Source organism: Thiothrix fructosivorans (assembly GCF_017349355.1).
Classification (GTDB): Bacteria; Pseudomonadota; Gammaproteobacteria; order Thiotrichales; family Thiotrichaceae; genus Thiothrix; species Thiothrix fructosivorans.
In genome coordinates, this window is the sequence record NZ_JAFMPM010000008.1 from 109,956 (window position 1) to 131,238 (window position 21,283).

At 51.1% G+C, this 21,283-nt stretch carries 18 protein-coding genes and 1 pseudogene; 13 read left to right on the top strand and 6 right to left on the bottom strand.

Annotated features, from left to right (window positions below):
• Window positions 1-163 precede the first annotated feature (163 nt).
• The 4 genes and pseudogenes from J1836_RS14855 to J1836_RS14870 all read right to left on the bottom strand — a co-directional run bounded on the left by J1836_RS14855 (window position 164) and on the right by J1836_RS14870 (window position 6,608).
• Window positions 164-2,773: a putative Ig domain-containing protein gene (locus tag J1836_RS14855; protein ID WP_207251930.1), complete on the bottom strand. Its 2,610-nt coding sequence runs from the start codon at window positions 2,771-2,773 to the stop codon at window positions 164-166.
• A gap of 375 nt (window positions 2,774-3,148) precedes the next feature.
• Window positions 3,149-3,325, bottom strand: a pseudogene (locus J1836_RS14860) (AAA family ATPase); the annotation flags it as partial.
• A gap of 30 nt (window positions 3,326-3,355) precedes the next feature.
• A complete protein-coding gene (locus J1836_RS14865) occupies window positions 3,356-6,148 on the bottom strand; it encodes a S8 family peptidase (RefSeq protein ID WP_207251931.1) in 2,793 nt (930 codons plus the stop codon).
• A 136-nt stretch (window positions 6,149-6,284) separates the two neighbouring features.
• Window positions 6,285-6,608 carry a DUF1840 domain-containing protein gene (locus tag J1836_RS14870; protein ID WP_207251932.1) on the bottom strand — a complete coding sequence of 108 codons (324 nt, stop codon included), beginning with the start codon at window positions 6,606-6,608 and terminating at the stop codon, window positions 6,285-6,287.
• A 546-nt stretch (window positions 6,609-7,154) separates the two neighbouring features.
• Here J1836_RS14870 and J1836_RS14875 point away from each other — a divergent pair.
• The 13 genes from J1836_RS14875 (at window position 7,155) to J1836_RS14935 (ending at window position 20,625) form a co-directional block, all read left to right on the top strand.
• A complete protein-coding gene (locus tag J1836_RS14875) occupies window positions 7,155-8,216 on the top strand; it encodes a Gfo/Idh/MocA family protein (protein ID WP_207251933.1) in 1,062 nt (353 codons plus the stop codon).
• A 36-nt stretch (window positions 8,217-8,252) separates the two neighbouring features.
• Entirely contained in the window at window positions 8,253-9,572 is a 1,320-nt protein-coding gene (locus tag J1836_RS14880) for a Gfo/Idh/MocA family protein (protein ID WP_207251934.1), read from the top strand.
• Between the two features lie 371 nt (window positions 9,573-9,943).
• The gene (gene speA, locus J1836_RS14885) at window positions 9,944-11,845 is read left to right on the top strand and encodes a biosynthetic arginine decarboxylase (RefSeq protein WP_207251935.1); all 1,902 of its coding nucleotides are present in this window, start codon (window positions 9,944-9,946) and stop codon (window positions 11,843-11,845) included.
• Between the two features lie 21 nt (window positions 11,846-11,866).
• Entirely contained in the window at window positions 11,867-12,601 is a 735-nt protein-coding gene (locus tag J1836_RS14890; protein WP_207251936.1) for a RodZ family helix-turn-helix domain-containing protein, read from the top strand.
• 4 nt (window positions 12,602-12,605) lie between these two features.
• A complete protein-coding gene (locus J1836_RS14895; RefSeq protein WP_207251937.1) occupies window positions 12,606-12,869 on the top strand; it encodes a YcgL domain-containing protein in 264 nt (87 codons plus the stop codon).
• Window positions 12,870-12,970: 101 nt separating this feature from the next.
• On the top strand, window positions 12,971-13,177 hold the full coding sequence (locus J1836_RS14900) for a DUF1127 domain-containing protein (RefSeq protein WP_207251938.1): 207 nt from the start codon (window positions 12,971-12,973) through the stop codon (window positions 13,175-13,177).
• A gap of 61 nt (window positions 13,178-13,238) precedes the next feature.
• On the top strand, window positions 13,239-14,081 hold the full coding sequence (locus J1836_RS14905; RefSeq protein ID WP_207251939.1) for a putative RNA methyltransferase: 843 nt from the start codon (window positions 13,239-13,241) through the stop codon (window positions 14,079-14,081).
• Window positions 14,082-14,085: 4 nt separating this feature from the next.
• On the top strand, window positions 14,086-15,423 hold the full coding sequence (gdhA, locus tag J1836_RS14910) for an NADP-specific glutamate dehydrogenase (RefSeq protein ID WP_207251940.1): 1,338 nt from the start codon (window positions 14,086-14,088) through the stop codon (window positions 15,421-15,423).
• Window positions 15,423-16,229, top strand: a complete 807-nt coding sequence (locus J1836_RS14915; protein WP_207251941.1) for a TatD family hydrolase — start codon at window positions 15,423-15,425, stop codon at window positions 16,227-16,229. The genes gdhA and J1836_RS14915 overlap by 1 nt, the downstream gene beginning before the upstream one ends.
• 121 nt (window positions 16,230-16,350) lie before the next feature.
• Entirely contained in the window at window positions 16,351-16,716 is a 366-nt protein-coding gene (locus tag J1836_RS14920) for a Fic family protein (RefSeq protein WP_207251942.1), read from the top strand.
• The gene (locus tag J1836_RS14925; protein ID WP_372447691.1) at window positions 16,706-17,260 is read left to right on the top strand and encodes a Fic family protein; all 555 of its coding nucleotides are present in this window, start codon (window positions 16,706-16,708) and stop codon (window positions 17,258-17,260) included. The genes J1836_RS14920 and J1836_RS14925 overlap by 11 nt, the downstream gene beginning before the upstream one ends.
• A 72-nt stretch (window positions 17,261-17,332) precedes the next feature.
• Window positions 17,333-19,423 (top strand): type I restriction-modification system subunit M, encoded by a 2,091-nt coding sequence (locus J1836_RS14930; protein ID WP_207251944.1) that lies wholly within the window; start codon window positions 17,333-17,335, stop codon window positions 19,421-19,423.
• Window positions 19,420-20,625 (top strand): restriction endonuclease subunit S, encoded by a 1,206-nt coding sequence (locus tag J1836_RS14935; RefSeq protein WP_207251945.1) that lies wholly within the window; start codon window positions 19,420-19,422, stop codon window positions 20,623-20,625. The genes J1836_RS14930 and J1836_RS14935 overlap by 4 nt, the downstream gene beginning before the upstream one ends.
• 21 nt (window positions 20,626-20,646) lie before the next feature.
• Here the strand turns inward: J1836_RS14935 and vapC are convergent, their stop codons facing one another.
• The gene (gene vapC / locus J1836_RS14940; protein WP_207251946.1) at window positions 20,647-21,048 is read right to left on the bottom strand and encodes a type II toxin-antitoxin system VapC family toxin; all 402 of its coding nucleotides are present in this window, start codon (window positions 21,046-21,048) and stop codon (window positions 20,647-20,649) included.
• On the bottom strand, window positions 21,045-21,245 hold the full coding sequence (locus J1836_RS14945) for a type II toxin-antitoxin system VapB family antitoxin (RefSeq protein WP_242632868.1): 201 nt from the start codon (window positions 21,243-21,245) through the stop codon (window positions 21,045-21,047). Before J1836_RS14945 ends, vapC begins: the two co-directional genes overlap by 4 nt.
• Between the last annotated feature and the right edge of the window lie 38 nt (window positions 21,246-21,283).

Consider the following 21,283-nt stretch of genomic DNA (forward strand, 5'->3'; position numbering starts at 1 on the left):
CATATTCATAAATTTATCCGTATTTATTCATATATTGCCGTTGATTTGCAAGGATGCTGTAAAATCCGTCTATAATGGCGGCTTGTTGCCTTGTAGTACTTCGGACTCAAAATTAAGGGGAACGTAATGTTCCCCTTAATTTCTCTTAAGAGAACTAGACTTGTTATTTCACGGTCAAGGTAACGGTTTTGCTGTTATTGCTGGGGGTGCTGTCACCAGTGTCTGATGTTGTTTTGCCGGTCACGGTAAAGCTACCAGCTACCGCAGGACGTAGGTAAATGTAACGGTTGCGGGATTCACTTTTTGCCAAATCACCAAAACTGCACACCACTTCCGTAGCAGAAGGCACGCACTCCGCCGCACCACCGGATACCCAAGTGGTATTGGCTGGCATCGGCAATACGAAGCGAGCATTTTTCGCCACATCGTTACCATTGTTTTTCAGCACAAAATTGAATCCGGCTGAACTCCCTTTAGTAACGCTGGCAGCGGTCGCCTTGAAGGTTGTCAGTGCTATGTCTGCATTGCCTGTGGGTGGTGGTGGGGCAGCATTGATCACCAGACTGAATGCTTGGGTATCGGACAAGCTTTTACTATCCGTCACCTTGATGCTGAAGCCGAATGTACCAGCAGCAGAGGGTGTGCCGCTAATCACTCCCGCCGTACTGAGTTTCAAACCCGTCGGCAACTTGCCACTGCTGATTGACCACTTATACGGGGATGTACCATTGCTGGCGCCCAAGGTTGCGTTGTAGGCGGTTTTTACTGTCCCTGCTGTTAGGCTGGTGGTGGTGATGTCAGGCAGTGATGGTGGCAGGGCGGCATTGATGACCAGATTGAGGGCTTGGGTATCCGACAAACTTTTACTGTCCGTCACCTTGATGCTGAAGCCGAATGTACCAGCAGCAGAGGGTGTGCCGCTAATCACTCCCGCCGTACTGAGTTTCAAACCCGTCGGCAACTTGCCACTGCTGATTGACCATTTATACGGGGATGTACCATTGCTGGCGCCCAAGGTTGCGTTGTAGGCGGTTTTTACTGTCCCTGCTGTTAGGCTGGTGGTGGTGATGTCAGGCAGTGATGGTGGCAGGGCGGCATTGATGACCAGATTGAGGGCTTGGGTATCCAGTGCGCCATTGGCATCGGTTACACCCAAGGTAAGGTTGGTTGTACCTGCAACACTGGGCGTACCGTTGATAAGTCCTGTGGCGCTCAAGCTCAAGCCGTTGGGTAAAACACCCCCTGCAACATGCCAAGTGTATGGGGCAGAACCACCGCTGGCGTTCGCCTGTACGGAATAACTTGTGCCAACAGTTCCTTGTGGCAGGCTGGTCGTGTTGATGTTCAATGCAGGTGGTTGACCAGAGAACTCATAAGCCCCCAAGTCCCATAACCCATTCATCGGGCGTACCAAACCATCGTAATCATGGTCAGGTGCATGGTTGGCTGTGCCTGCATCAATGGCGGGGGAGCTGGCTGTCAGGTGGAAATCCGTGGCACTGACAAGTTGCGGGGCTGCCAGCAAGGGATTTGTCCCCAGCATTTCACTACCCCAGTCACAACGTGGCTTGCCAGATGTGCCATTCAGCAGGTTGTTTTCAATCGTGTAGTGGGACACAACTTCGGCATGAGCGTTGTGGGAGATTGGGCAACCTGGGAAGTTCAGGGTTTTATGCCCGTTGTCGTGAATCAGGTTGTTGGCAATGTAGATATTGCCGAATTCAGGATGGACGGGGAGTCCTGCATCACGGGTATAGTTGATACCATTCTGCCCATTGCCCACGATAGTGTTGTTGACGATTTTCACCCCGTTGATATTGCCGGGTGTTGGGGCAGGGCTGCCACATTGGCCAAACAAATCCCCCCAAATGCCGACGTTCACCCCGTGGCGGGTGTTGTTGTAGATCAGGTTGTTACTGATGGTGACATTACGCAAAGGGCCGCCACACTCAGAACCTAGAGCCACACCACTTTTGCCGATGCTATAAATCTTGTTGCGGTCAACCACGATGTTGTAGGTTAGCTTGTCCCATGACTCTACATAAATCCCCACTTTGGTGTTGTTGTAAACGGTGTTGCCTTGCACCAGCACGTCGTGTGAACCCTGCTTGATGTCGATGCCTTCGCCGCCGCCAGAATCATTGCCGTTGTCATGCACCACGTTGTTGGTGACGGTCACGAAACTGCTTTCCCGCAAGATGGAGAGGTTTTCTTGTTCGCCAGTGTTGTTGGCTTTTTCAATATCGTTGCCATCAACCACCACGCGGTCGCCATAACCCACCACGATCCCGGAGATGCGGGTGTTGTAAGTCTTGTTGTTGCGGATTTCACTATCGGCGCAGTAATAACAGGAAATACCAAAACCATTGTTGGCTGTGTTGTTTTGGATTTTCAGACCGCTAACTCGGACATGGCTAGTCTTGCTGGTTGCCGTACCCCGGATGGTAAATACCCCATTCCAATAGTCTGCGGAGGTCTTGCCAGTTGCATCCAATACAGGGGTTTCACCTGCATAGTTGGTAAAGGTAATGGGATTGCCTGCTGTACCGGATTTAGTGACCAGCACCAGACCGTTGTAAGTGCCGCCCCGGATGTAGACGGTATCGCCTGCATTGACAATGTTGGCGGCTTTCTGGATGGTTTTGAACGGAGCGGCTTCCGTACCAGCGTTGGTGTCGTTGCCTGTGGTGGCAACGTAGTAGTTAGCGGCATGGCTTGCCTGCGCTGCCAATAATAGAGGTATGGAGGCGTATAGCCAGAGGTGTGGTTTCATGTATTACTCCCTTCGCGATTGTATGATGCAAGTATCAGGAAGGTAACATTTGTACAAGAAAAAAACACATACCAATTGTCGGTATTTATAGAAAGGTTGAGTTCTGTCATGGTTTCGCAGGTATCATAGATTCCTGACGCGGTAATGAACCCGGAATGCCTGCTGAGTTTGGTTGCCGATGATCCCCATCAGGATGCTGTGTAACCTTGCCTGTATTTTCAACATATCGCCAATCTCGCCAGCAGAGGCGGCACGTTCAGCCTCCCGCAAATAAGCCAATAGTTCCTGTTCACGGCTGGCATAATCCGCCGTGCTTTCTGGGTTTTGTTCTGGTTTCACTGTGGTGTCTCTGTTTTTTGATCTAATGAGGATGCCGGGGTGGCTTAACCCGCGAAACAATGCCTCATTACCCGCAAACAATTGATGCAAGGTGTCCACCAGTAACGATTTACCAAAGCGACGCGGACGTGAAAGGAAATAATAATTCCCGTTTGTTAGCAGTTGACGGACATAAGCGGTTTTATCCACATACACGCAATCATCCACAATGATTTTTGCGAGGGCATTATAGCGGGTTTCCCGTTAACGCCCCTGCACACTAAACGCCCCAGTACGCCCCGCCAAATACGTGGTAGCTTCCAGTGTATACGTGCCTGCCGCGAGGCTGCGGGTAATCTGCGAATTGCTCGTGCCATTACTGTCGTCATTGCTGGTAATCACCGCCCCTTGTTTGTCGTTGCCTGTCAGCAAATACAGGTAAGTATCTTGCGTACTGGCATCCAGATTTAGGGTGACATCGGCAGGTGCTGGCAGCGTAAAGGTGTAGTAAGCCGCGTAGTAGCCGTTGCCGCGATGCGTGGAAACACAAGTGCTTGCCCATTGCCCCGTGACACTGTTGCCTAGCGTTAGGCTTTGTGGGGCGCAGGCGGAGGTGTCAGCCTGCACGTCAACTTTGATGGAAAACGCCCCGGTGCGTGCGGTTTGGTACGTGGTGGCTTCGAGGGTATATGTTCCGGCGGCGAGTTTGCGCACGATGCGTGAGTGGGTTTCACCGTTGCTGTCGTCGTTGAACGTTAGCATATTGCCTTGTTTGTCCGCGCCTTCCAGCAAGAACAAATAGGTGTCTTGTTGGCTGGACTCCAACGCGATACTGACTTCTGCCGCCGCTGCTAAGGTGAAGGTGTAATAGTTGGCGTAATAAGCATCACCTCGATGCGTGGAAGTACACGCATTGTTCCATTGTCCGCTGCTGCTTTGCCCTGCGGTGAGTGCGTTCAGGGTACAGCTACTGCTGCTGGGTGGTGCGACTTGTTGCGTGATACTAATGCTGAAATCACCGTCACGGCTGGCGTAATAGGTGGTGGCTTCCAGTGTGTAAGTGCCTGCGGGTAGTGCATACACGATTTGCGAATCGGTCGAGCCGCTACGGTCGTCATTAGCGCTCAAGACTGTGCCCGTTTTGCCATTGCCTTGCAGCAAATACAGGTAAGCGTCTTGCTGGGTGGAGGTTAGGTTGGCGGTGATGGTCGCGGCGCTATCCAAGGTGAAGGTGTAATAGCGGGCGCGGTGATTCACGCTGCGATGTGTGGAGGCGCAATCGCTGCTCCAATGCCCAGTGGTATTGCTGCCCAGTGTCAGGCTGTTAGGGTCGCAAGTCGTAGTGGGAGGGATCGGTGCAACGGTAACATTGCTGTAGCTGCTACTGCTTAAGCCGACGTTGTTGGTCACAGTTAGGCGGAAAGCGAGCGTTTCGGCGGTCGCAGGTGCAACGAAGGTAGGGTTAGCTACGCTGCGGTCGGACAGGGTAACGGGTGTTCCGGTCGTTTGTTCCCAACGGTATTGCGTAATTGCGCCGCCGGGGGTGTTGTCTGTGCCAGTGCCTTGCAGGGTGACACCCGCGCCGATTTGCACGCTTTGATTGCTGCCCGCGTTAGCAACGGGAGGGGTTTTTACCGCCATGATGGCACGGTAAGCATCCAACGCCCCCGTACCACAAGTAACGCTGGTGCAGTCGCTGGTTGTGCCGGTGGGGAAAGTGCGTGCAGCGGCTTTGAGTTTTTGTTCTAGCAGGCTAGGGCGGGTGGCGGCGGGGATGCTGCCATCGGTTAAATGTTCGTTGGCGGCTAACATTAACGCCAATACGCCGGAAACGTGCGGTGCTGCCATGCTGCTGCCGCTGTAACTGGCGTAGGCATTGTCGTTGAGGGGCGTGGTTTTGCCGCCATCCAATGTGGAATAGATGCTGACACCGGGGGCAGCAATATCCACCAGTGCGCCGCTGTTAGCAAAGTCGGCTTTGCTGCCGGTTTGCGTCAGCGCGGTTACGGCGACGACGTTTTGGCAGTTGGCGGGGCGGTGATTGCTGACATTGGTATTGGTATTGCCTGCCGCGCTGACGACGGTTGTGCCGCGTGCGGTGGCGGCATTAATGGCATCTTGATACGTGAACCCACATGCGCCCGTGCCGCCTAAACTGAGGTTGATAATGTGTGCGGGGGTGGGGTTAGTGACACCGTTCACGGTTTCGCCTGCCGCCCAACGGATGGCATCGCTAATATCCGATAAATAACCGCCGCATTTGCCCATCGTGCGGGCAACTAGCAACCGCGCATTCCAATCAACGCCGGTGACACCGATGGCATTGTTGCTGATTGCGCCAATCGTGCCCGCGACATGCGTGCCGTGCCAGGAGCTGTTACGCAAACTGCAATTGCTGAATTGACTGGTGGCAGTGTCTGTACTGCTAACCCAATCGCCTGTGTCAGACGGGTCGTTGTCACGCCCGTCACCGTCATTGCCATTGAGGGCATTGCTGATGAAATCATAACCCGCGAGTGTGGTTGTGCCGCCGGTCAAACGCGGGGCAAGGTCACGGTGATTGAGCACGCCCGTATCGACGACGGCGACAACGACATTGGCTGCACCCGTGGTTTCGCCCCACGCGCTCGGCAAGTTGGCTGAACCGGGAAACAAGGTGGGGGAGGCGTATTGCCATTGTCGATCAAACGCGGTGTCGTTGGGGATGAGATCCGCATCCAGAAACATTAATTGGTCGGGTTCGGCGTATTCCACCGTGGGGTCAGCCCGCAGAATCGTGGCGTAATCGCTGGCTTCTTGTAAAGTCATTGGAGCGGGCAGTTGGATAATATGCGCCCCGTTAGCCATGCTGCGTTTGTAGGTGGAATGAATGCCCATGCCAACGGAATCCACGGCTGCTTGTACCGCGCGGCGCGTATTGCTGGTGGTGGTGGGTTTTAGTTTGACAATGATCTGATCGGTGGTTTGCAGCGCCTGTGTCGGCGTGGGTGACGTTGCCGCCACCGTACCAGACGCGATACAGGACAAAAGTAGGCTGGGTAGAATCTTCTTTAGCATGGTTATCATCCTTGTGGAGAAGTTGTCATGCACATAGGATAAGAAGATGTTGTAAAGAAAGATTGCCAGCTATGGATAACTGAGTTTTATCCGCTGATCAGGTACTTTGTCGTATAAAAAAAACGGATGAATGGTTTTAGAAAAATGCGCTGTCTTGTTCCCACATCACATTCTTTTGTTTGGCGATGGCGGCTTTGAGCAATTGCAACAGCGGGTAGGCGCGAACATTGGGGCTAACGGCTTTGTCTTCGGCATCATCCACGGCGGTTTTGTTGGGGGCTTCTGTTTGGGCAGCTTCGGCTTTTAGGGCGGCTTCGAGGTGTTGCAGGGCGGTGGCAACGTCTTCAGCGCGGATGGCGCTGGGAATTGTGCCGCTATGTCCCATCAGGCGGATGAAGGTTTTCGCATCCTTTTCAAACATGGAAACGCTGGCGGCAGCAGGGCTGGTGAAGCGGATCATGGCTTGCTCCTTGTCAAAATCAGAAATATTGTGTGCCAATCATATACCGAAAGCGCGTCACACTGGCAGGTTTGTCACCCACTGACGTGATACCTGTCGTTTTCTGACAGCATTGCTAGGATACCAAGCTAATAGTGGCTAGAGTAAAACTTGTAATTGCCTATTTATCAATGGCTTGTTTTTGTGGTGTGCGTTGGCACAGGGGTTGCAATAGTTCTCTCAGTCAGAACAGCGAAACAACATAAAGCATTTATCAGCAAGCCCCAAGAGGCAGAGAGCAGGCTTAACTATCAATAACAATAAATTGCCTGACCATGCTTCGACTCCTCTAACCCCCGGCTCAATAGCGGGGGTATTTATTTTTCAGCTTCCAAAAAACCAACAAATCCCACCCTGTGATGACTTTTATCAAGTTCGATGTGATCGCTTTTATCGTTAAAGGTGAAAGCAGACTACACTGGAATTGTGGTGAGTCAGTGTGAAGTTTACGTTATGATGTGTGGCAACTCACTGATTAACAATGCTTATCTATAAGGGTGAATACAGGTGGACAGGTTTCGGTGGGGAATTTTTGGCACAGGTTTTGTTGCGAGCAAGTTTGCCTTGGGTCTTAAAGTGCTGGGTAATCACGAGGTAGTGGCGGTCGCTTCTCGGTCTCAAGAGAAAGCTAAAGCGTTTGCAGCAGGCTTAAAGGTGGATGCCGTGTGTGGCAGTTATGCAGAAATTGTCGGGCTTACAAACGTCGATGCGATTTACATCGCCACACCCCCCAACGTACATAAGCTACATGCGCTCATGTGTATTGCAGCCTCGAAAGCCGTGCTGCTTGAAAAACCCTTTGCGATGAATGCAGCCGAAGCGCAAGCGATTCGTGCAGCGGCGCAGGCAAACGGTGTTTTTTGCATGGAAGCGATGTGGACACGTTTTAACCCGGCTGTTCAACAGCTCAAAAACAGGGTGGATGCAGGTGAGTTGGGTGAAATACACCTACTCAATGGCAGTTTTGGCATACAGGAAGTGCATTCAGAATCCAATCATTTATTTAATAAAAGCATGGGCGGCGGTGCCTTGTTGGATCGTGGTGTTTACCTCTTGTCGCTAGCAATCTATTTATTGGGCAAACCGGATTACGTGAGTGGTGTACTTCGCTGTGTAGAGGGTGGGGTAGATGAGCAGGCCGCCATTACCCTCGGCTGGCAAGGTAAAACCACGGCGCAGTTCAGTGTAAGCCTTATTGCTGACCTGCCCAATAACCTGAGTGTTTCGGGAAGCAAAGCCCGCATTGAGTTGGATGCCCCGATTTATCGTCCTTCCCGCTTGAGGGTTTTTGCTTCACGCGCCAGTGTCCGTACACCTGTACAAGCACCCAGTAACAAGGATCACATCAGGGAATCGGGTGCATTGCACCAAATTCATCAGCATTTATTGCCACTGTTAATGGCAAAAGCAGGCAAAAAAGTGAATGCGCTTTATGCAGGTAACGCCTATCACTACCAAGCTGAAGAAGTCCGCCAGTGTGTGCAGAGTGGCAAGCTTGAAAGTGCCATCATGCCGCTGGCAGACAGTGTTGCAGTGATGGAAGTCGTTGATCGTTTGCTTGCTCAGTAGCGCCTTCCATTTTTAACTTAAGCGGGAGAGATACAGGTGAACATTGCCATCGTTGGTTGCGGTTACGTAGCAGACCCCTATATGGAGACACTGCATTATCACGCTAATTTAACCCTGTTGGGTGTTGCCGATTTGCAGCGCGAGCGTGCCGATATTCTGGCTAATTACTACAAAACCAGCGTGTACGACTCTACCGAAGCGCTAATGGCTGATCCAGCGGTACAGATTGTTGTCAATCTTACCGAACCTAAAAATCATCATCGCGTGAATATGATGGCGCTGAATGCGGGTAAGCACCTGTATTGTGAAAAGCCACTGGGCATGAATCTGGATGAGGCAAGGGAAGTGCTTGCATTGGCGGAAGAAAAAGGGCTGATGGTATCGGGCGCACCTTGCAGCGTGTTGAGTGAAACAGCGCAAACCCTGTGGAAAGCAGTAGAGGACGGCGCGATTGGTAAGCCGCGTATTGTGTATGCCGAACTCGATGACAACCCCATTTACCGGATGCACCCCGAAGGTTGGAAGAATGCCCGTGGCATTCGTTGGCCTTATTTGAACGAGTATGAAACAGGTTGCACACTGGAACATTCTGGGTATTACCTTACTTGGCTTTGCTCGATTTTCGGGCCAGCGCAGAGCATCAGCAGTTTTTCTTCCTGTGTTGTTCCCGATAAAACCGATCTACCTCTGAATCCAGCCAATACCCCTGATCTCGCTATTGCCTGTATCGTATTCGCATCCGGTGTGGTGGCACGCCTGACATGCAGTATCGTGGGTACTTATGATCACCGCATTCAAATGGTCGGCGATGAAGGTGTGTTAACTGCCAATGAGTGTTGGCACTACGCCGCGCCAGTTTATCTTGAGCGATTTTCTCAGTTGAGCCTGAATGCCCGTAAATTGCGCAGTGTGCGCGGCAGTAATTGGCTGAAGTGGGTGTTTGGCGTAGGCGGTAAGCAACAAAAACTGGTGACTAAACCCCTTTCGCAATATCCCGATCGTATTCGAGAATTTAAAAATAAAGAGCGTGGGATGTTGGGCTTACTCGTAAAAATGTTGAGTAAGCGAGAACTGGTATCGATGGATTTTTTCAGAGGCGTTGCTGAACTTGCGGAGGCTATAGAAAACAAGCGGCGTTGCCACCTTCCCGCTGATTTTGTCCTGCATGTGAATGAGCTGGCACTAGCGATGCAAACGGCGGGAGAAACCAGTGAACCCTACAAGCTGACCACTACGTTTGAGCCAGTGCGTCCTTTACAGCGTACTTTGGATTCTCAACAAAAATACGGTGGCGATTCACGCAACTTGTTAGCGTCCTTAATCGAAAAAATGATTGAACGCTTGCATAAGCATTAAGTTTGCTTGTCAGTTCTGTCACTCTCTGCCGTTATCCCTGTCGTTTTCTGACAGCATTGCTATGCCAATGTCTGTCAGTCTTGTCTGCTGAAAACAATAAATATTAAGTTTATTAATAATTTAGTTCTGGCTGTCAACGTTGGCACACCCATTGCAATATGTCTCTCAGTCAGAACAAGCGCAACAACATAAAGCATTTATCAGCAAGCCCCAAGAGGCAGAGAGCAGGCTTAAATATCAATAACAATAAATTGCCTGACCATGCTTCGACTCCTCTAACCCCCGTTCCGAAAGCGGGGGTATTTATTTGGGCAACTTTTCTAGTATCCTGCACACCTTGAAACCGTGCCATCCACGCCAGCAGGAATACCATGTATACCCACAACACTTGGAACATTGAAGCCGCCCGCCGTCTGTATAGCATCCAGCATTGGGGTGATGGCTATTTCGACATCAATAACGCTGGCAATGTTGCCATGTGTGTCCCCGGCAATCCTGCGCAACAAGTTGATTTACATGCCCTCGCCATGCGCGTCCACAACGAAGACGGAATGCGTTTCCCACTGTTAGTACGCTTCGTCAATGTATTGCATGATCGGGTGCAACGCTTACAAGGTGCTTTCAACCAAGCGATTGCCGATTGCGGGCAAAGCAGCCAATACACCGCGATTTACCCCATCAAAGTCAATCAGCAACGCAGTGTCGTCCAAGAAATCCTCAAGGGCGGCGGCGCACAAGTCGGTTTGGAAGCAGGCAGTAAACCCGAACTCATGGCAGTCCTCGGTTCAGCCCCCACCGGTAGCACCATTATTTGCAACGGCTACAAAGACCGCGAATACCTGCGCCTCGCCTTGATCGGGCGGCAAATGGGGCATCGCATTTTCATCGTCATCGAAAAGCCGTCTGAATTGCCGGAAACCCTCGAAGAAGCCGCCAAACTGGGTATCGAGCCGTTACTCGGCATTCGCACGCGTTTGTACACCCTCGGCAAAGGCAAGTGGCAAAACACGGGCGGCGAAAAATCCAAATTCGGTCTATCCGCCGCGCAAGCCTTGCACATGATCGAATACTTGCAAGCGGCGGGCAAACTCGATTGCTTGCAATTACTGCACTTCCACATGGGGTCGCAGATTGCCAATATCCAAGACATCCAACGTGGGATGCGCGAAGCCAGCCGTTATTTCGCGGAACTGCATCGCTTGGGTGCAAACATTCGTGTGGTCGATGTGGGCGGCGGTTTGGGCGTGGATTACGACGGCTCACGCTCGCGCAACGAATGCTCAATCAATTACAGCTTGCAGGAATACGCGAATACCATTGTGCGCAGCGTGCAGGATGTGTGCGAAGAATACGAACTGCCATTCCCCGATTTCATCTCCGAATCGGGGCGCGGGTTGACGGCGCATCACGCGGTATTAATTACCAACGTCATCGACACCGACCCCGAACAGCCGGAAACTGTGCCGGAATTGCGCGAACCCGATGATGCTGATCCGATGATCTTGCACAATCTGTTCCGCCTGTACCACAACCGCAAGCGCTTGCCGCCCTCGGAAATCTACCACGATGCGGCGTATTGGTTGGATGATGCCCACGGCATGTACGCGCACGGTTCAATCGACCTCAACCAACGGGCGCGTGCGGAAGAATTCCACCGCGCCATTTGCCGTAAACTGCTCAGCCAGCCTGAACTGTTTGAAGCCTTAGAGCCGGAAATTCAAACCAGTTTGCAGGAAAAACTTGCCGATAAATATTTCTGCAATTTTTCACTATTCCAGTCAATGCCGGATGCATGGGCAATCGAACAGATTTTCCCGATCATGCCGCTACACCGTTTGCAGGAAAATCCTGATCGGCGTGTCACGCTGCAAGATTTAACCTGCGATTCCGACGGTACAGTGTCGAATTACGTGGAAAGCGGGCGCTTAGAAACGACTTTAGCGCTGCATTCGCTGCAAAAAGGGCAGCCGTATTTGCTGGGTATTTTCATGGTAGGGGCGTATCAGGAAATCCTCGGCGATTTGCATAACTTGTTTGGTGACACCGATTCGATCAATGTGGAATTGTTGCCGGATGGTAGCTACAAGCTGTCCGAGCCGGAACGCGGTGACACCATTGATGAGTTATTGCGCTACGTGCATTTCGAGCCGAAAGATTTGCTGGCACAATGCCGCCGCAAACTGGCTGCCGCCGTGGAGAATCCTGAGCGACAAAAAATGCTATTGCGTGAAATAGAAGCAGGTTTAATCGGTTATACTTACCTCGAAGATTAATGTGGGGCGGATAGGAAAGTCATGGAATACGTATTGTTAGGCGTGCTGTTATTGGGCGCGGTGTTATTTTTATTGGGGTGGTTGGTAATGGCGGGGATTTGTTTCCAGCGTCATCCGGTCACGGGTTTGGTGGCGTTAATACCGGGGGTTAATCTGCTGACCTTACCTGCGATGTGGCATCGGGTCGGCGGTTGGGTTATTACTAGCTTTATCGGCGTGTTATTGGCAGCGGTAGCATGGTTTGCGGGTGCTAATCAGCATGTTTATCGCCATGCGCAAGCGATGGGCATTCCTATTACTGCCTCTGCGCCGTCAACAGAGCCAACAGCGCGGCAACCAGCGGACGCGGCACAGCCGATGGGTGTAACACACACGATTGAGATTCCACCTGCTGCGCGAACGACACCCGCTGGGGCGGTAACTGCCACAGCACCGGTAACACCTGTGGTTGCTTCTGCTCAACCTGCTGCGCCTAACCCAGCGGAATTGTTAGTCGGTGCGAAAGCATTGCCGAGCAGTGCGTTGTATCACGTCGTTTTCAATAGCATTGCCGTCAGTAAATTGGCTGATAATGCTGAGCAGTATGTGCGCATTGTGCAAAAAGACGGGCATCGCCGCGAAGGCAAGCTCATGACCGCCACTGCCAATGAAATTGGTTTGGAAGAGCGTATGGAAGGTGGGGCGGTCACGCGCACGATCAAATTATCCGAGATCCGTGAAGCTTTCCTCATGATGCACGAAAAGGGCAAGGAATAATCTTATGCAATGCTATGTATACCGTAGTCGCCGCAAACCCGGCTCGTTTTTATTGTTACCCGAAAAAGATAATTTTGCGCCTGTCCCGGACGTGCTGATGACTATCTTTGGTACACCGGAATTTTCGTTCGATTTCGATTTGAGTGCTGAACGCAAGTTGGTGCTCAAGGTCGAGGCTAGTGAGTTACAGCGCGTTATTACGACTAACGGTTTCTTTTTACAGTTGCCGCCCAGTGATGAACGCGTTAATCAGGATAAGGTGTGTTAGGTAAGCAAAGCTAACCTGCGACGCGAGAAAATCTCGCTTGTTGCAATGCAGCATTGCGGCTAACCTTGCCTCATTACATAACGATGAATGAGGCAAACACCATGAAAAGTATTATCAATATTGTGAACGATTTGTTTCACGCCAACAGTCCCGCTGCGAATACCGATGATGTCAAGAACGTCTCTGAGTTTGAAATTCGCCGTGCTATCCGTGAATTGGAAGCGTTAAGCGACCGTGATCTGAGCGATATGGGCTTGGCTCGCAGCGAAATCAAACACGCGGTGCGTTACGGTCGCAAAGCGGCGTAATGCGTGAGTTTTAAGGCGAGCATCGGTATATTGCGGTTTTAGCTGCGATACCGATGCTTGCATGAATACAACCCCTTGGCGCTGCCCACTCTGCCAGCAACCTCTCCACGCCGTTGCGCGTCAATTCACTTGTTCCAATCGCCACAGTTTCGACCAAGCCAAAGAAGGCTACGTGAACCTGTTGCCAGTTAATCGCAAACATTCTGCCGACCCCGGCGATAATAAAGCCATGTTGGACAGCCGCCGCTATTTTCTGCAACAGGGATTTTACGCCCCGCTTGCCAGCGCGTTGGCACATACCATTCGCACCTATTTTCCCGATACCCGCCAGCCGTTAACGCTGTTGGATGCGGGTTGTGGCGAAGGCTATTACCTCAACCAACTCGCGCAAGTCTTGGGTGAGAATGTGCAGTATTGCGGAACGGATATTTCGCGTTCCGCGATGCGGTTGGCGGCGAAACAATACCCTGCTATGCCGTTTGCGGTCGCGTCCAGCTTTGAGCTGCCGCTGGCGGACGCGTCGGTGGATGTGTTGGTGCGCGTGTTTGCGCCTGCGTCTGAAGCGGAGATTGTGCGGGTGTTGAAACCGGGCGGGTTGTATGTGTGGGCATACCCTGCCGCGCAGCATTTGTTTGAGTTGCGCACGCTGATTTATGACGACCCCAAACCGCACAGCGTGGAAGATTTACCACCGATGGTGGGGATGCTTGAACGTGAGCCAGTGCGCGTGAATGATGCGGTGACGTTGCCGAATCAGGCGAGTGTCGCGGCATTGCTGCACATGACCCCGTATTACTGGTCGGCGAGTGCCGCAAAACAAGCGCATTGCCAGCAATTAGACGCGCTGACAGTGACGCTCGATTTCGAGGTGCGGGTGATGTGTAAACAAGCAGAAGAGGCATAGCAGCATGAGCAGTATTCACGAGGTGATCGCGACGGTGCAACGCCGCAATGCGGGTGAACCAGAGTTCCAGCAAGCGGTACAAGAAGTCTTGGCATCGTTAGCCCCTGTTTTGGAACGTCGCCCTGAGTTGCGCGAGGCACGAATTTTAGAGCGCATGGTCGAGCCAGAACGCCAAATGATGTTCCGCGTGCCGTGGGTGGATGATGCGGGGCAGGTGCAGGTAAATCGCGGTTTTCGCATTCAATTCAATAGCGCGATTGGCGTGTACAAAGGCGGCTTGCGCTTTCACCCTAGCGTGAATGCTAGCATTTTGAAGTTTTTGGGATTTGAACAAGTCTTCAAAAATGCGCTAACGACGTTGCCATTGGGCGGTGGGAAAGGTGGGGCGGATTTTGACCCGAAAGGCAAATCGGATGCGGAAGTGATGCGTTTTTGCCAGTCGTTCATGACCGAATTGCAGCGGCATATTGGTGCGGATACCGATGTGCCAGCGGGTGATATTGGCGTGGGGGCGCGTGAAATTGGCTTTTTGTTTGGGCAATACCGCCGCATCCGCAATGACTTTACGGGGGTGTTGACGGGCAAAGGGGTAGGCTGGGGTGGTTCGTTGCTTCGCCCTGAAGCCACGGGCTACGGGGCCGTGTATTTCGCCGAGGAAATGCTCAAGACCCGCCAACAAGGTTTGGCGGGCAAAGTCTGCGCGGTATCCGGTGCGGGCAATGTCGCGCAATACACCGTGGAAAAACTTAACCAGTTGGGTGCAAAAGTGGTTACGCTGTCTGATTCCGGCGGCACGATTTACGACCCAGCGGGGATTGATGCCGAAAAGCTGGCATGGGTTATGGCGCTGAAAAATGTGCGGCGCGGGCGCATTAGTGAATATGCGCAAGTGTTCAACGCGGAATATTTGGCGGGAAAACGCCCGTGGGGGATTCCGTGCGATTGCGCATTCCCCAGTGCCACCCAGAATGAGATTGACGGTACGGATGCACAAACTTTGCTGGCAAATGGCTGTACGCTGGTTTGCGAAGGGGCAAATATGCCTTGTACCCCTGCTGCATTTGCACTGTTTCAGGCTGCGCATACGTTGTTAGCACCGAGTAAGGCGGCGAATGCGGGCGGGGTTGCTACCTCTGGCTTGGAGATGAGCCAGAATGCATTACGCATGGGCTGGACGCGGGAAGAAGTCGACGCTAAATTGCACGGCATTATGGTCAATATTCATCGAACTTGCTTCGAGACGGCAGCGGCTTACGGGCAAGCGGGCAATTACGTGGTGGGGGCGAATATTGCCGGTTTTGTGAAAGTAGCCGACGCGATGTTGGCACAAGGGATTATTTAATGTCGAAGAAACGTGAAATTCCGGTGTTTGCTCACCCCATCATCGAAACCCATTGCCATCTGGATTATCTGGAAGGCGACGCACTGGATGCAGCCTTGCAAGCTGCCCGCGAGGTCAATGTCGAGCGCATCATTACCATTGCGGTTTCCCCCGATAATCTGGAAAAGGTGATGACGCTGGCGCAGCATTACCCACAGGTGTGGGGTACGCAGGGGATTCACCCGCACGATGCCAACGATTACAGCGATGCGGTGGATGCGCAGATTCGTGCCAATGCCTTGCACGCCAAGATTCTGGCGATTGGCGAAATCGGGCTGGATTACCACTACGACTATTCCGACCGCGCCAAACAGCGTGAGGCGTTTGAGCGGCAGTTACAGATTGCGATTGATTTGGAATTGCCCATCGTGGTGCATACCCGTGAGTCGGATGCGGATATGGAAGCGATTTTGCGCAATTTCGTGGGGCAAATGCCGAAGCGCGGGGTGATTCACAGCTTTACCTCTGGGCAGGCGCTGGCGGAATACTGCCTTGGCGAAGGTTTTTGTCTGGGCTTTAACGGCATTAGCACGTTTAAGGCGGCGGAAAATGTACGCGAAATTATTCGCATCACGCCTATCGACAAAATCCTGTTTGAAACCGATGCACCGTATTTAACGCCGATTCCTTATCGTGGGCATAAGAATGAGCCGAAGTATTTGCCGTTTATTGCCGAGCAGGTGGCGGCGGTGAAAGGTGTGCCGTTGGAAACGTTGTTGCCGCAGGTGTGGAAGAATAGCGTGGAAGTGTTTTTTGGTGGGGTGTGAAAGCGGCGTTAAAAGCGGACATTTTGTTCTCTATTCGTGCGCCATTTTTCGCTTATTCTATTGTTTTTTATGATTCTTTGCCTTAAGTTGAGAGAAAATCAAAGCGGACATTTAAGCGGACATGACAATAGTACAAGACAGGGAGGAAATTCCCACACTCATGGAGCCGCTACGGCTGTCGGAAAGCTCGCGGCATCGCGCCGCACTGTCTGATTTGGCTTTGGAATTGGCGATGCAAGCCGCCAGCTTTCGTAGCAGTTTACCGAAAGTGATTCATGCCGCATTAGCTGATTTGGTACGGTCGATGAATTGCTATTACAGCAATTTGATTGAAGGGCATCACACCCATCCGGTCGATATTGAGCGGGCTTTGCACAATGATTACAGCCTAAATCCTGAAAAGCGCAACCTTCAGCTAGAAGCCAAAGCGCACATTTGCGGCAGCGCATCATCGTTTATTGTGGATTCACCCATTTTTGGATGGTAATGGGCGTGTAGCACGGTTGATGTCCCATGCCATGCTCATGGAAACGCTCGATAGTGGCAGTATTTGGTCGGTTGCGCGAGGGTTGGCGCGTCAGGAGCAGATCTACAAAATGCACTTAGCAAATTGTGATTTACCACGGCGCAATGCCTTGGATGGACGCGGTTATTTGAGTGAGGAAGCCTTGGCAACATTCACACGGTTTTTCCTCGAAACCTGTTTGGATCAAATCACTTTTATGCAAAGCCTCGTGCAACCGGAGCAATTGCGTAGCCGCATCTTGCATTGGGTTGAAGATGAAATGCGCCTCAACCGCTTGCCCAGCAAAACCGAGCGGATCATGGAGGCGTTATTGTATCGGGGCAGTTTGCCGCGCAGTGAAATCCCCACCATTTTGGATACGGGGGAGCGGCAAGCGCGGCGTATTGTGGCGGTGCTGAGTGAACAGGGGGTGATTACTTCGCCGACTTCGCGTGCGCCGCTGGCGTTGGCTTTCCCGGCGAAACTCGCTTCACGCTGGATGCCGGGGTTATTTCCAGCGGCGTAGGTGTAGGTTAAATGCTTTGCGGTCACAATCACCGCTATAATCCCCCCTCCCTCATCGACTGGAAGCGACCCCTTGAACCAAAAGCAAATCAAAGCCCTCGAAACGCAATTGTGGGATAGCGCCAACTCCTTACGCGCCAACTCCAAACTCACCGCTGCGGAGTACAAAGACCCGTTATTAGGTTTGATTTTGTTGCGTTATGCGCAAAACCGTTTTGAGCAAGCCAAGGCACGCATCGAAGCCAATTTACCGCCAGTTGCACCTGGTCGTACTCGCAAAGAACCTACCAAAGATCAATTCTTGAGTGAAGGTGCGATGCTCATTCCGCCACAAGCGCGTTATGACCACCTCGCAGCGTTGCCAGAAGATGAATCCATCAGCCAAGCGGTGAACACCGCCATGACGCTGATCGAAGCGGAATACCCAAATCTGAATGGCGTGTTGCCGAAGAATTACCACGAGCTGGGCGAAAAAGGGCAGAGTGAAACCCTGCTGCGGGAACTGATCCGCGTGTTTAATCAGGATGCGGTGAAGGGGCTGACCGGCGATGTGTTCGGGCGCATTTACGAATTTTTCCTGATGAAGTTTTCGATGGATGGCGCGGGGGCGCAGGAAGGCGGCGAGTTCTTCACGCCTCCCGCTTTGGTGCAATTGATTGTGAACTTGATCCAACCCGATCATGGGGTGATCCATGACCCGGCATGTGGTTCGGGCGGGATGTTCGTGCAGACCGGGCATTTCTTGGAGGAAAATCGGGGGGTGAAATCTGTTAATGCCGCGATTAAATGTTATGGCACGGAATTAAAATCCAACAACGTGCGTTTGGCGAAAATGAACCTTGCGATTCATGGGCTGGAAGGCAAGATTGCCGAGAACAACAGCTTTTACGCTGACCCGCATAATCTGGTGGGGCAATGCGATTTCGTGATGGCGAATCCACCGTTCAATGTGAAAAAGGTCGATAAAGACCGCCCCTATGTGAAAAACGACCCGCGTTTATTCGGTAAGGTCGAGATTGAAAGCGCGGATGAGGAGACGGATAAAAAGAAAAAGCCGGTGCCACGCCTTGGCATTCCTAACGCTGATAACGCTAACTACTTGTGGATTCAGTATTTCTACCACTATTTGAATGCTAAAGGGCGTGCCGGTTTTGTGATGGCGAGTTCGGCTACCGATGCGGGCAATAGCGAGAAGCTGATTCGCCAAGCCTTGATCGAAACGCAGGCGGTGGATTGCATTGTGTCGGTGGGGAATAACTTTTTCTACACGCGCTCGTTGCCGTGCCATGTGTGGTTTTTGGATAAGGGCAAACGGGCGGAGAATAAGCAACGTATTCTGATGATTGATGCGCGGAATACCTTCCGTGTGGTGACGAATACCATTAACGATTATTCGCCGGGGCAGTTGGTTAACTTCAGCGCGATGATGGAAGCGTATCGTGGTAAAGCGGACGCGATTCGTGAGGCAGCCGCACAACATGAAGCCAATATCGCGGATGTGGCAACGACGTTATTGGCAGAGGCTGAAGGGTTGCGGCGGGCGTGTTTGGCGGTGTTGAAAGAAGAGTCCCCCCTAGGGGAAAGTTTGGAGTGGGATATTGCTGAGTTGCAGGCTGAAATTATTGTTGATGAAGCGCTGACGTTGGCGAGTAGTCGTACTTTGTGTGGTGTGTTTGAACAGCCTGTTGCGGTGTTGAGTGGCTTGTTGGAAGGCTATCAAGCGCAGTGGGAACAGGCGCGTAAAGCGTTTGCTGCGTTGGAAAAATCCGCGCAAAACACCGATGACAACAAGGCGTTGAAGAAGCAACTGGATGCGCAAGGCAAGCAGTTAAAAGCGTTGTCCGTTTTGATCAAGGGCTATTTTGAGAAAAACAGCGAAGAGCTGGCGAGCTTGAAACAAGCGGTGAAGGATTGGCAGGCGTTGGAAGACTATTTCCCGGATGGTGTGTATCGGGATGTGGAGGGCTTGTGCAAAATCGTCGATTTGGCGGAAGTCGCCGCGAATGATTACAGCCTCACGCCGGGGCGGTATGTCGGCTACAGCGTTGATGTTAATGAAGCTTTTGATTATCAGAAACGCATCACCGAAATTCACGCTGAACTCTCAAATTTGAATCAACAGGCAAATAGCCTTATGTCATTTATCCAAGGTATAGATTTATGATTGAAAGTCATTCGGAAATAAATCTAGGCAGTGTAATAAGTACATTGAAGGGAAATGCTTTTAAGAGCAAGGATTACGCTGAAAATGGATTTCCCTTAATAAGGGTCTCTGATTTCACAAGTAACTCAGTTGGTAAGCAAGCCATTGTTTATGTTTCATATGAGGTGGCGGAGAAAAATTTAAAATATCAACTAAAAACTGGTGATATTTTAATTCAAACAGTTGGTTCTTGGCAGTATAATCCGGCATCAATCGTTGGAAAAGTTGTCAGAGTTCCGAAGAACTTAGATGGCGCATTACTTAATCAAAATGCTGTTAAACTAATTCCATCTCCATTGATTAATAAAGTATTTCTTTATTATAGATTAAAAGATGAATCATTTAAGTCGCATGTTATCGGTTGTGCGCAAGGTGCAGCTAACCAAGCCAGTATAACTCTTTCAACAATTAATGCTTTTCTGTTCTATTTACCACCGCTGCAAACACAGCAAAAAATCGCAGCGATTCTTTCGGCTTACGACGATCTTATCGAAAATAACCTGCAACGTATCAAGCTCTTGGAAGAAGTGGCGCAAATCACCTACGAAGAATGGTTTGTGCGGATGAAGTTTCCGGGGCATGAAACCGCGCAGTGGAATAAGGCAACGGGATTGCCAGAGGGGTGGGCAAAGATACCATTAGGCAATATGATGATCTTTCATTATGGCAAAGGCTTAAGAAGCCATGAGAAAAGAGAAGGCAACGTACCTATTTACAGTTCTGCTGGTATTTTTGGCTACCATGATACAAGTTTGGTTGATGTTCCCGGTATTATTGTTGGCAGAAAAGGTAATGTTGGCTCAGTATTTTGGAGTCAAGAGCCTTTTTTTCCGATGGATACAACTTACTACATTGAATCCAAGGAATCGCTTTACTTCGCTTATTTCGCACTCAAAGGTGTGGAGTTTATTAATAATGATGCTGCCGTGCCGGGATTAAATAGAAATGCTGCGTATGCCATGAAAATAATATCACCTGTTTCTGAACTCATCGAACTCTTTGAAGAGAAAGTTAAGCCTGCTTTTGTAACCATTTTTAACTTGAAAAAACAGAACGAGTTATTGCGCGAAGCGCGGGAGATTTTGTTGCCGCGTTTGATGACGGGCGTGATTGACGTGGATCAGGTGGAAGTGCCGGAGGCGTTGTTGGCGCGGGTGGCGTAACACCTCGCAAGTTGAGATTTGCTAATGCGTTGGCAGCGCGTTTTTCAAGCCCAAATGCTGATGGAACGGTTCAAAATCCTTATCAGCATGGAGCAGTGGCAACCCCTGCACAATACAAAAAGTCGCAATCAGCACATCGACCGTTTTCCGAACCGTTAGCCCCCGTTTGCGTAAGGCTCTAAAATTATCCGCACTCTGCAAAGCAATGTCAGTACTTAACATGGGTAATTGCTCCAGCGTCAGTAACAAGGTTTTCGCTTGTTGATAGTCCGCGTCATGGCGAAAACCTTGTAACACCTCGGTTAACACCAGCTCACCCGTCGCCACCAGTTGCGCTCCTAGCACGCTGTCCAACCAATCGGTTTGTGGCGTAATTTTGCCGTTGAAATAGTCAATCCACACGCTTGAATCAACAAAAATCATACCGTTGCCTGCCGACTAGCCTCTAAATCACCTTCCCACTGCAATTTACCGCGAAATTCACGGATACGCGCTTGGCGTGACAGACGCAACAGTAATTGCAAGCCCCGTTCGACCGCTTCACGCTTGGTTTTTAAGCCTGTTTCTTGCATTACACTTTGAATCAGCGTTTCGTCGATCACAATATTGGTACGCATCATGTGTATAGTTCCCGTATTTTATACACATGATCATAGGT

Coding starts and splice junctions, on each gene's coding strand:
- J1836_RS14865 (WP_207251931.1), bottom strand. CDS start 6,148: ATGCTAAAGAAGATTCTACCCAGCCTACTTTTGTCCTGTATCGCGTCT.
- J1836_RS14895 (WP_207251937.1), top strand. CDS start 12,606: ATGCAATGCTATGTATACCGTAGTCGCCGCAAACCCGGCTCGTTTTTA.
- J1836_RS14920 (WP_207251942.1), top strand. CDS start 16,351: ATGACAATAGTACAAGACAGGGAGGAAATTCCCACACTCATGGAGCCG.
- vapC (WP_207251946.1), bottom strand. CDS start 21,048: ATGATTTTTGTTGATTCAAGCGTGTGGATTGACTATTTCAACGGCAAA.
- J1836_RS14890 (WP_207251936.1), top strand. CDS start 11,867: ATGGAATACGTATTGTTAGGCGTGCTGTTATTGGGCGCGGTGTTATTT.
- J1836_RS14900 (WP_207251938.1), top strand. CDS start 12,971: ATGAAAAGTATTATCAATATTGTGAACGATTTGTTTCACGCCAACAGT.
- J1836_RS14935 (WP_207251945.1), top strand. CDS start 19,420: ATGATTGAAAGTCATTCGGAAATAAATCTAGGCAGTGTAATAAGTACA.
- speA (WP_207251935.1), top strand. CDS start 9,944: ATGTATACCCACAACACTTGGAACATTGAAGCCGCCCGCCGTCTGTAT.
- J1836_RS14870 (WP_207251932.1), bottom strand. CDS start 6,608: ATGATCCGCTTCACCAGCCCTGCTGCCGCCAGCGTTTCCATGTTTGAA.
- J1836_RS14855 (WP_207251930.1), bottom strand. CDS start 2,773: ATGAAACCACACCTCTGGCTATACGCCTCCATACCTCTATTATTGGCA.
- J1836_RS14915 (WP_207251941.1), top strand. CDS start 15,423: ATGTCGAAGAAACGTGAAATTCCGGTGTTTGCTCACCCCATCATCGAA.
- J1836_RS14945 (WP_242632868.1), bottom strand. CDS start 21,245: ATGATGCGTACCAATATTGTGATCGACGAAACGCTGATTCAAAGTGTA.
- J1836_RS14905 (WP_207251939.1), top strand. CDS start 13,239: ATGAATACAACCCCTTGGCGCTGCCCACTCTGCCAGCAACCTCTCCAC.
- gdhA (WP_207251940.1), top strand. CDS start 14,086: ATGAGCAGTATTCACGAGGTGATCGCGACGGTGCAACGCCGCAATGCG.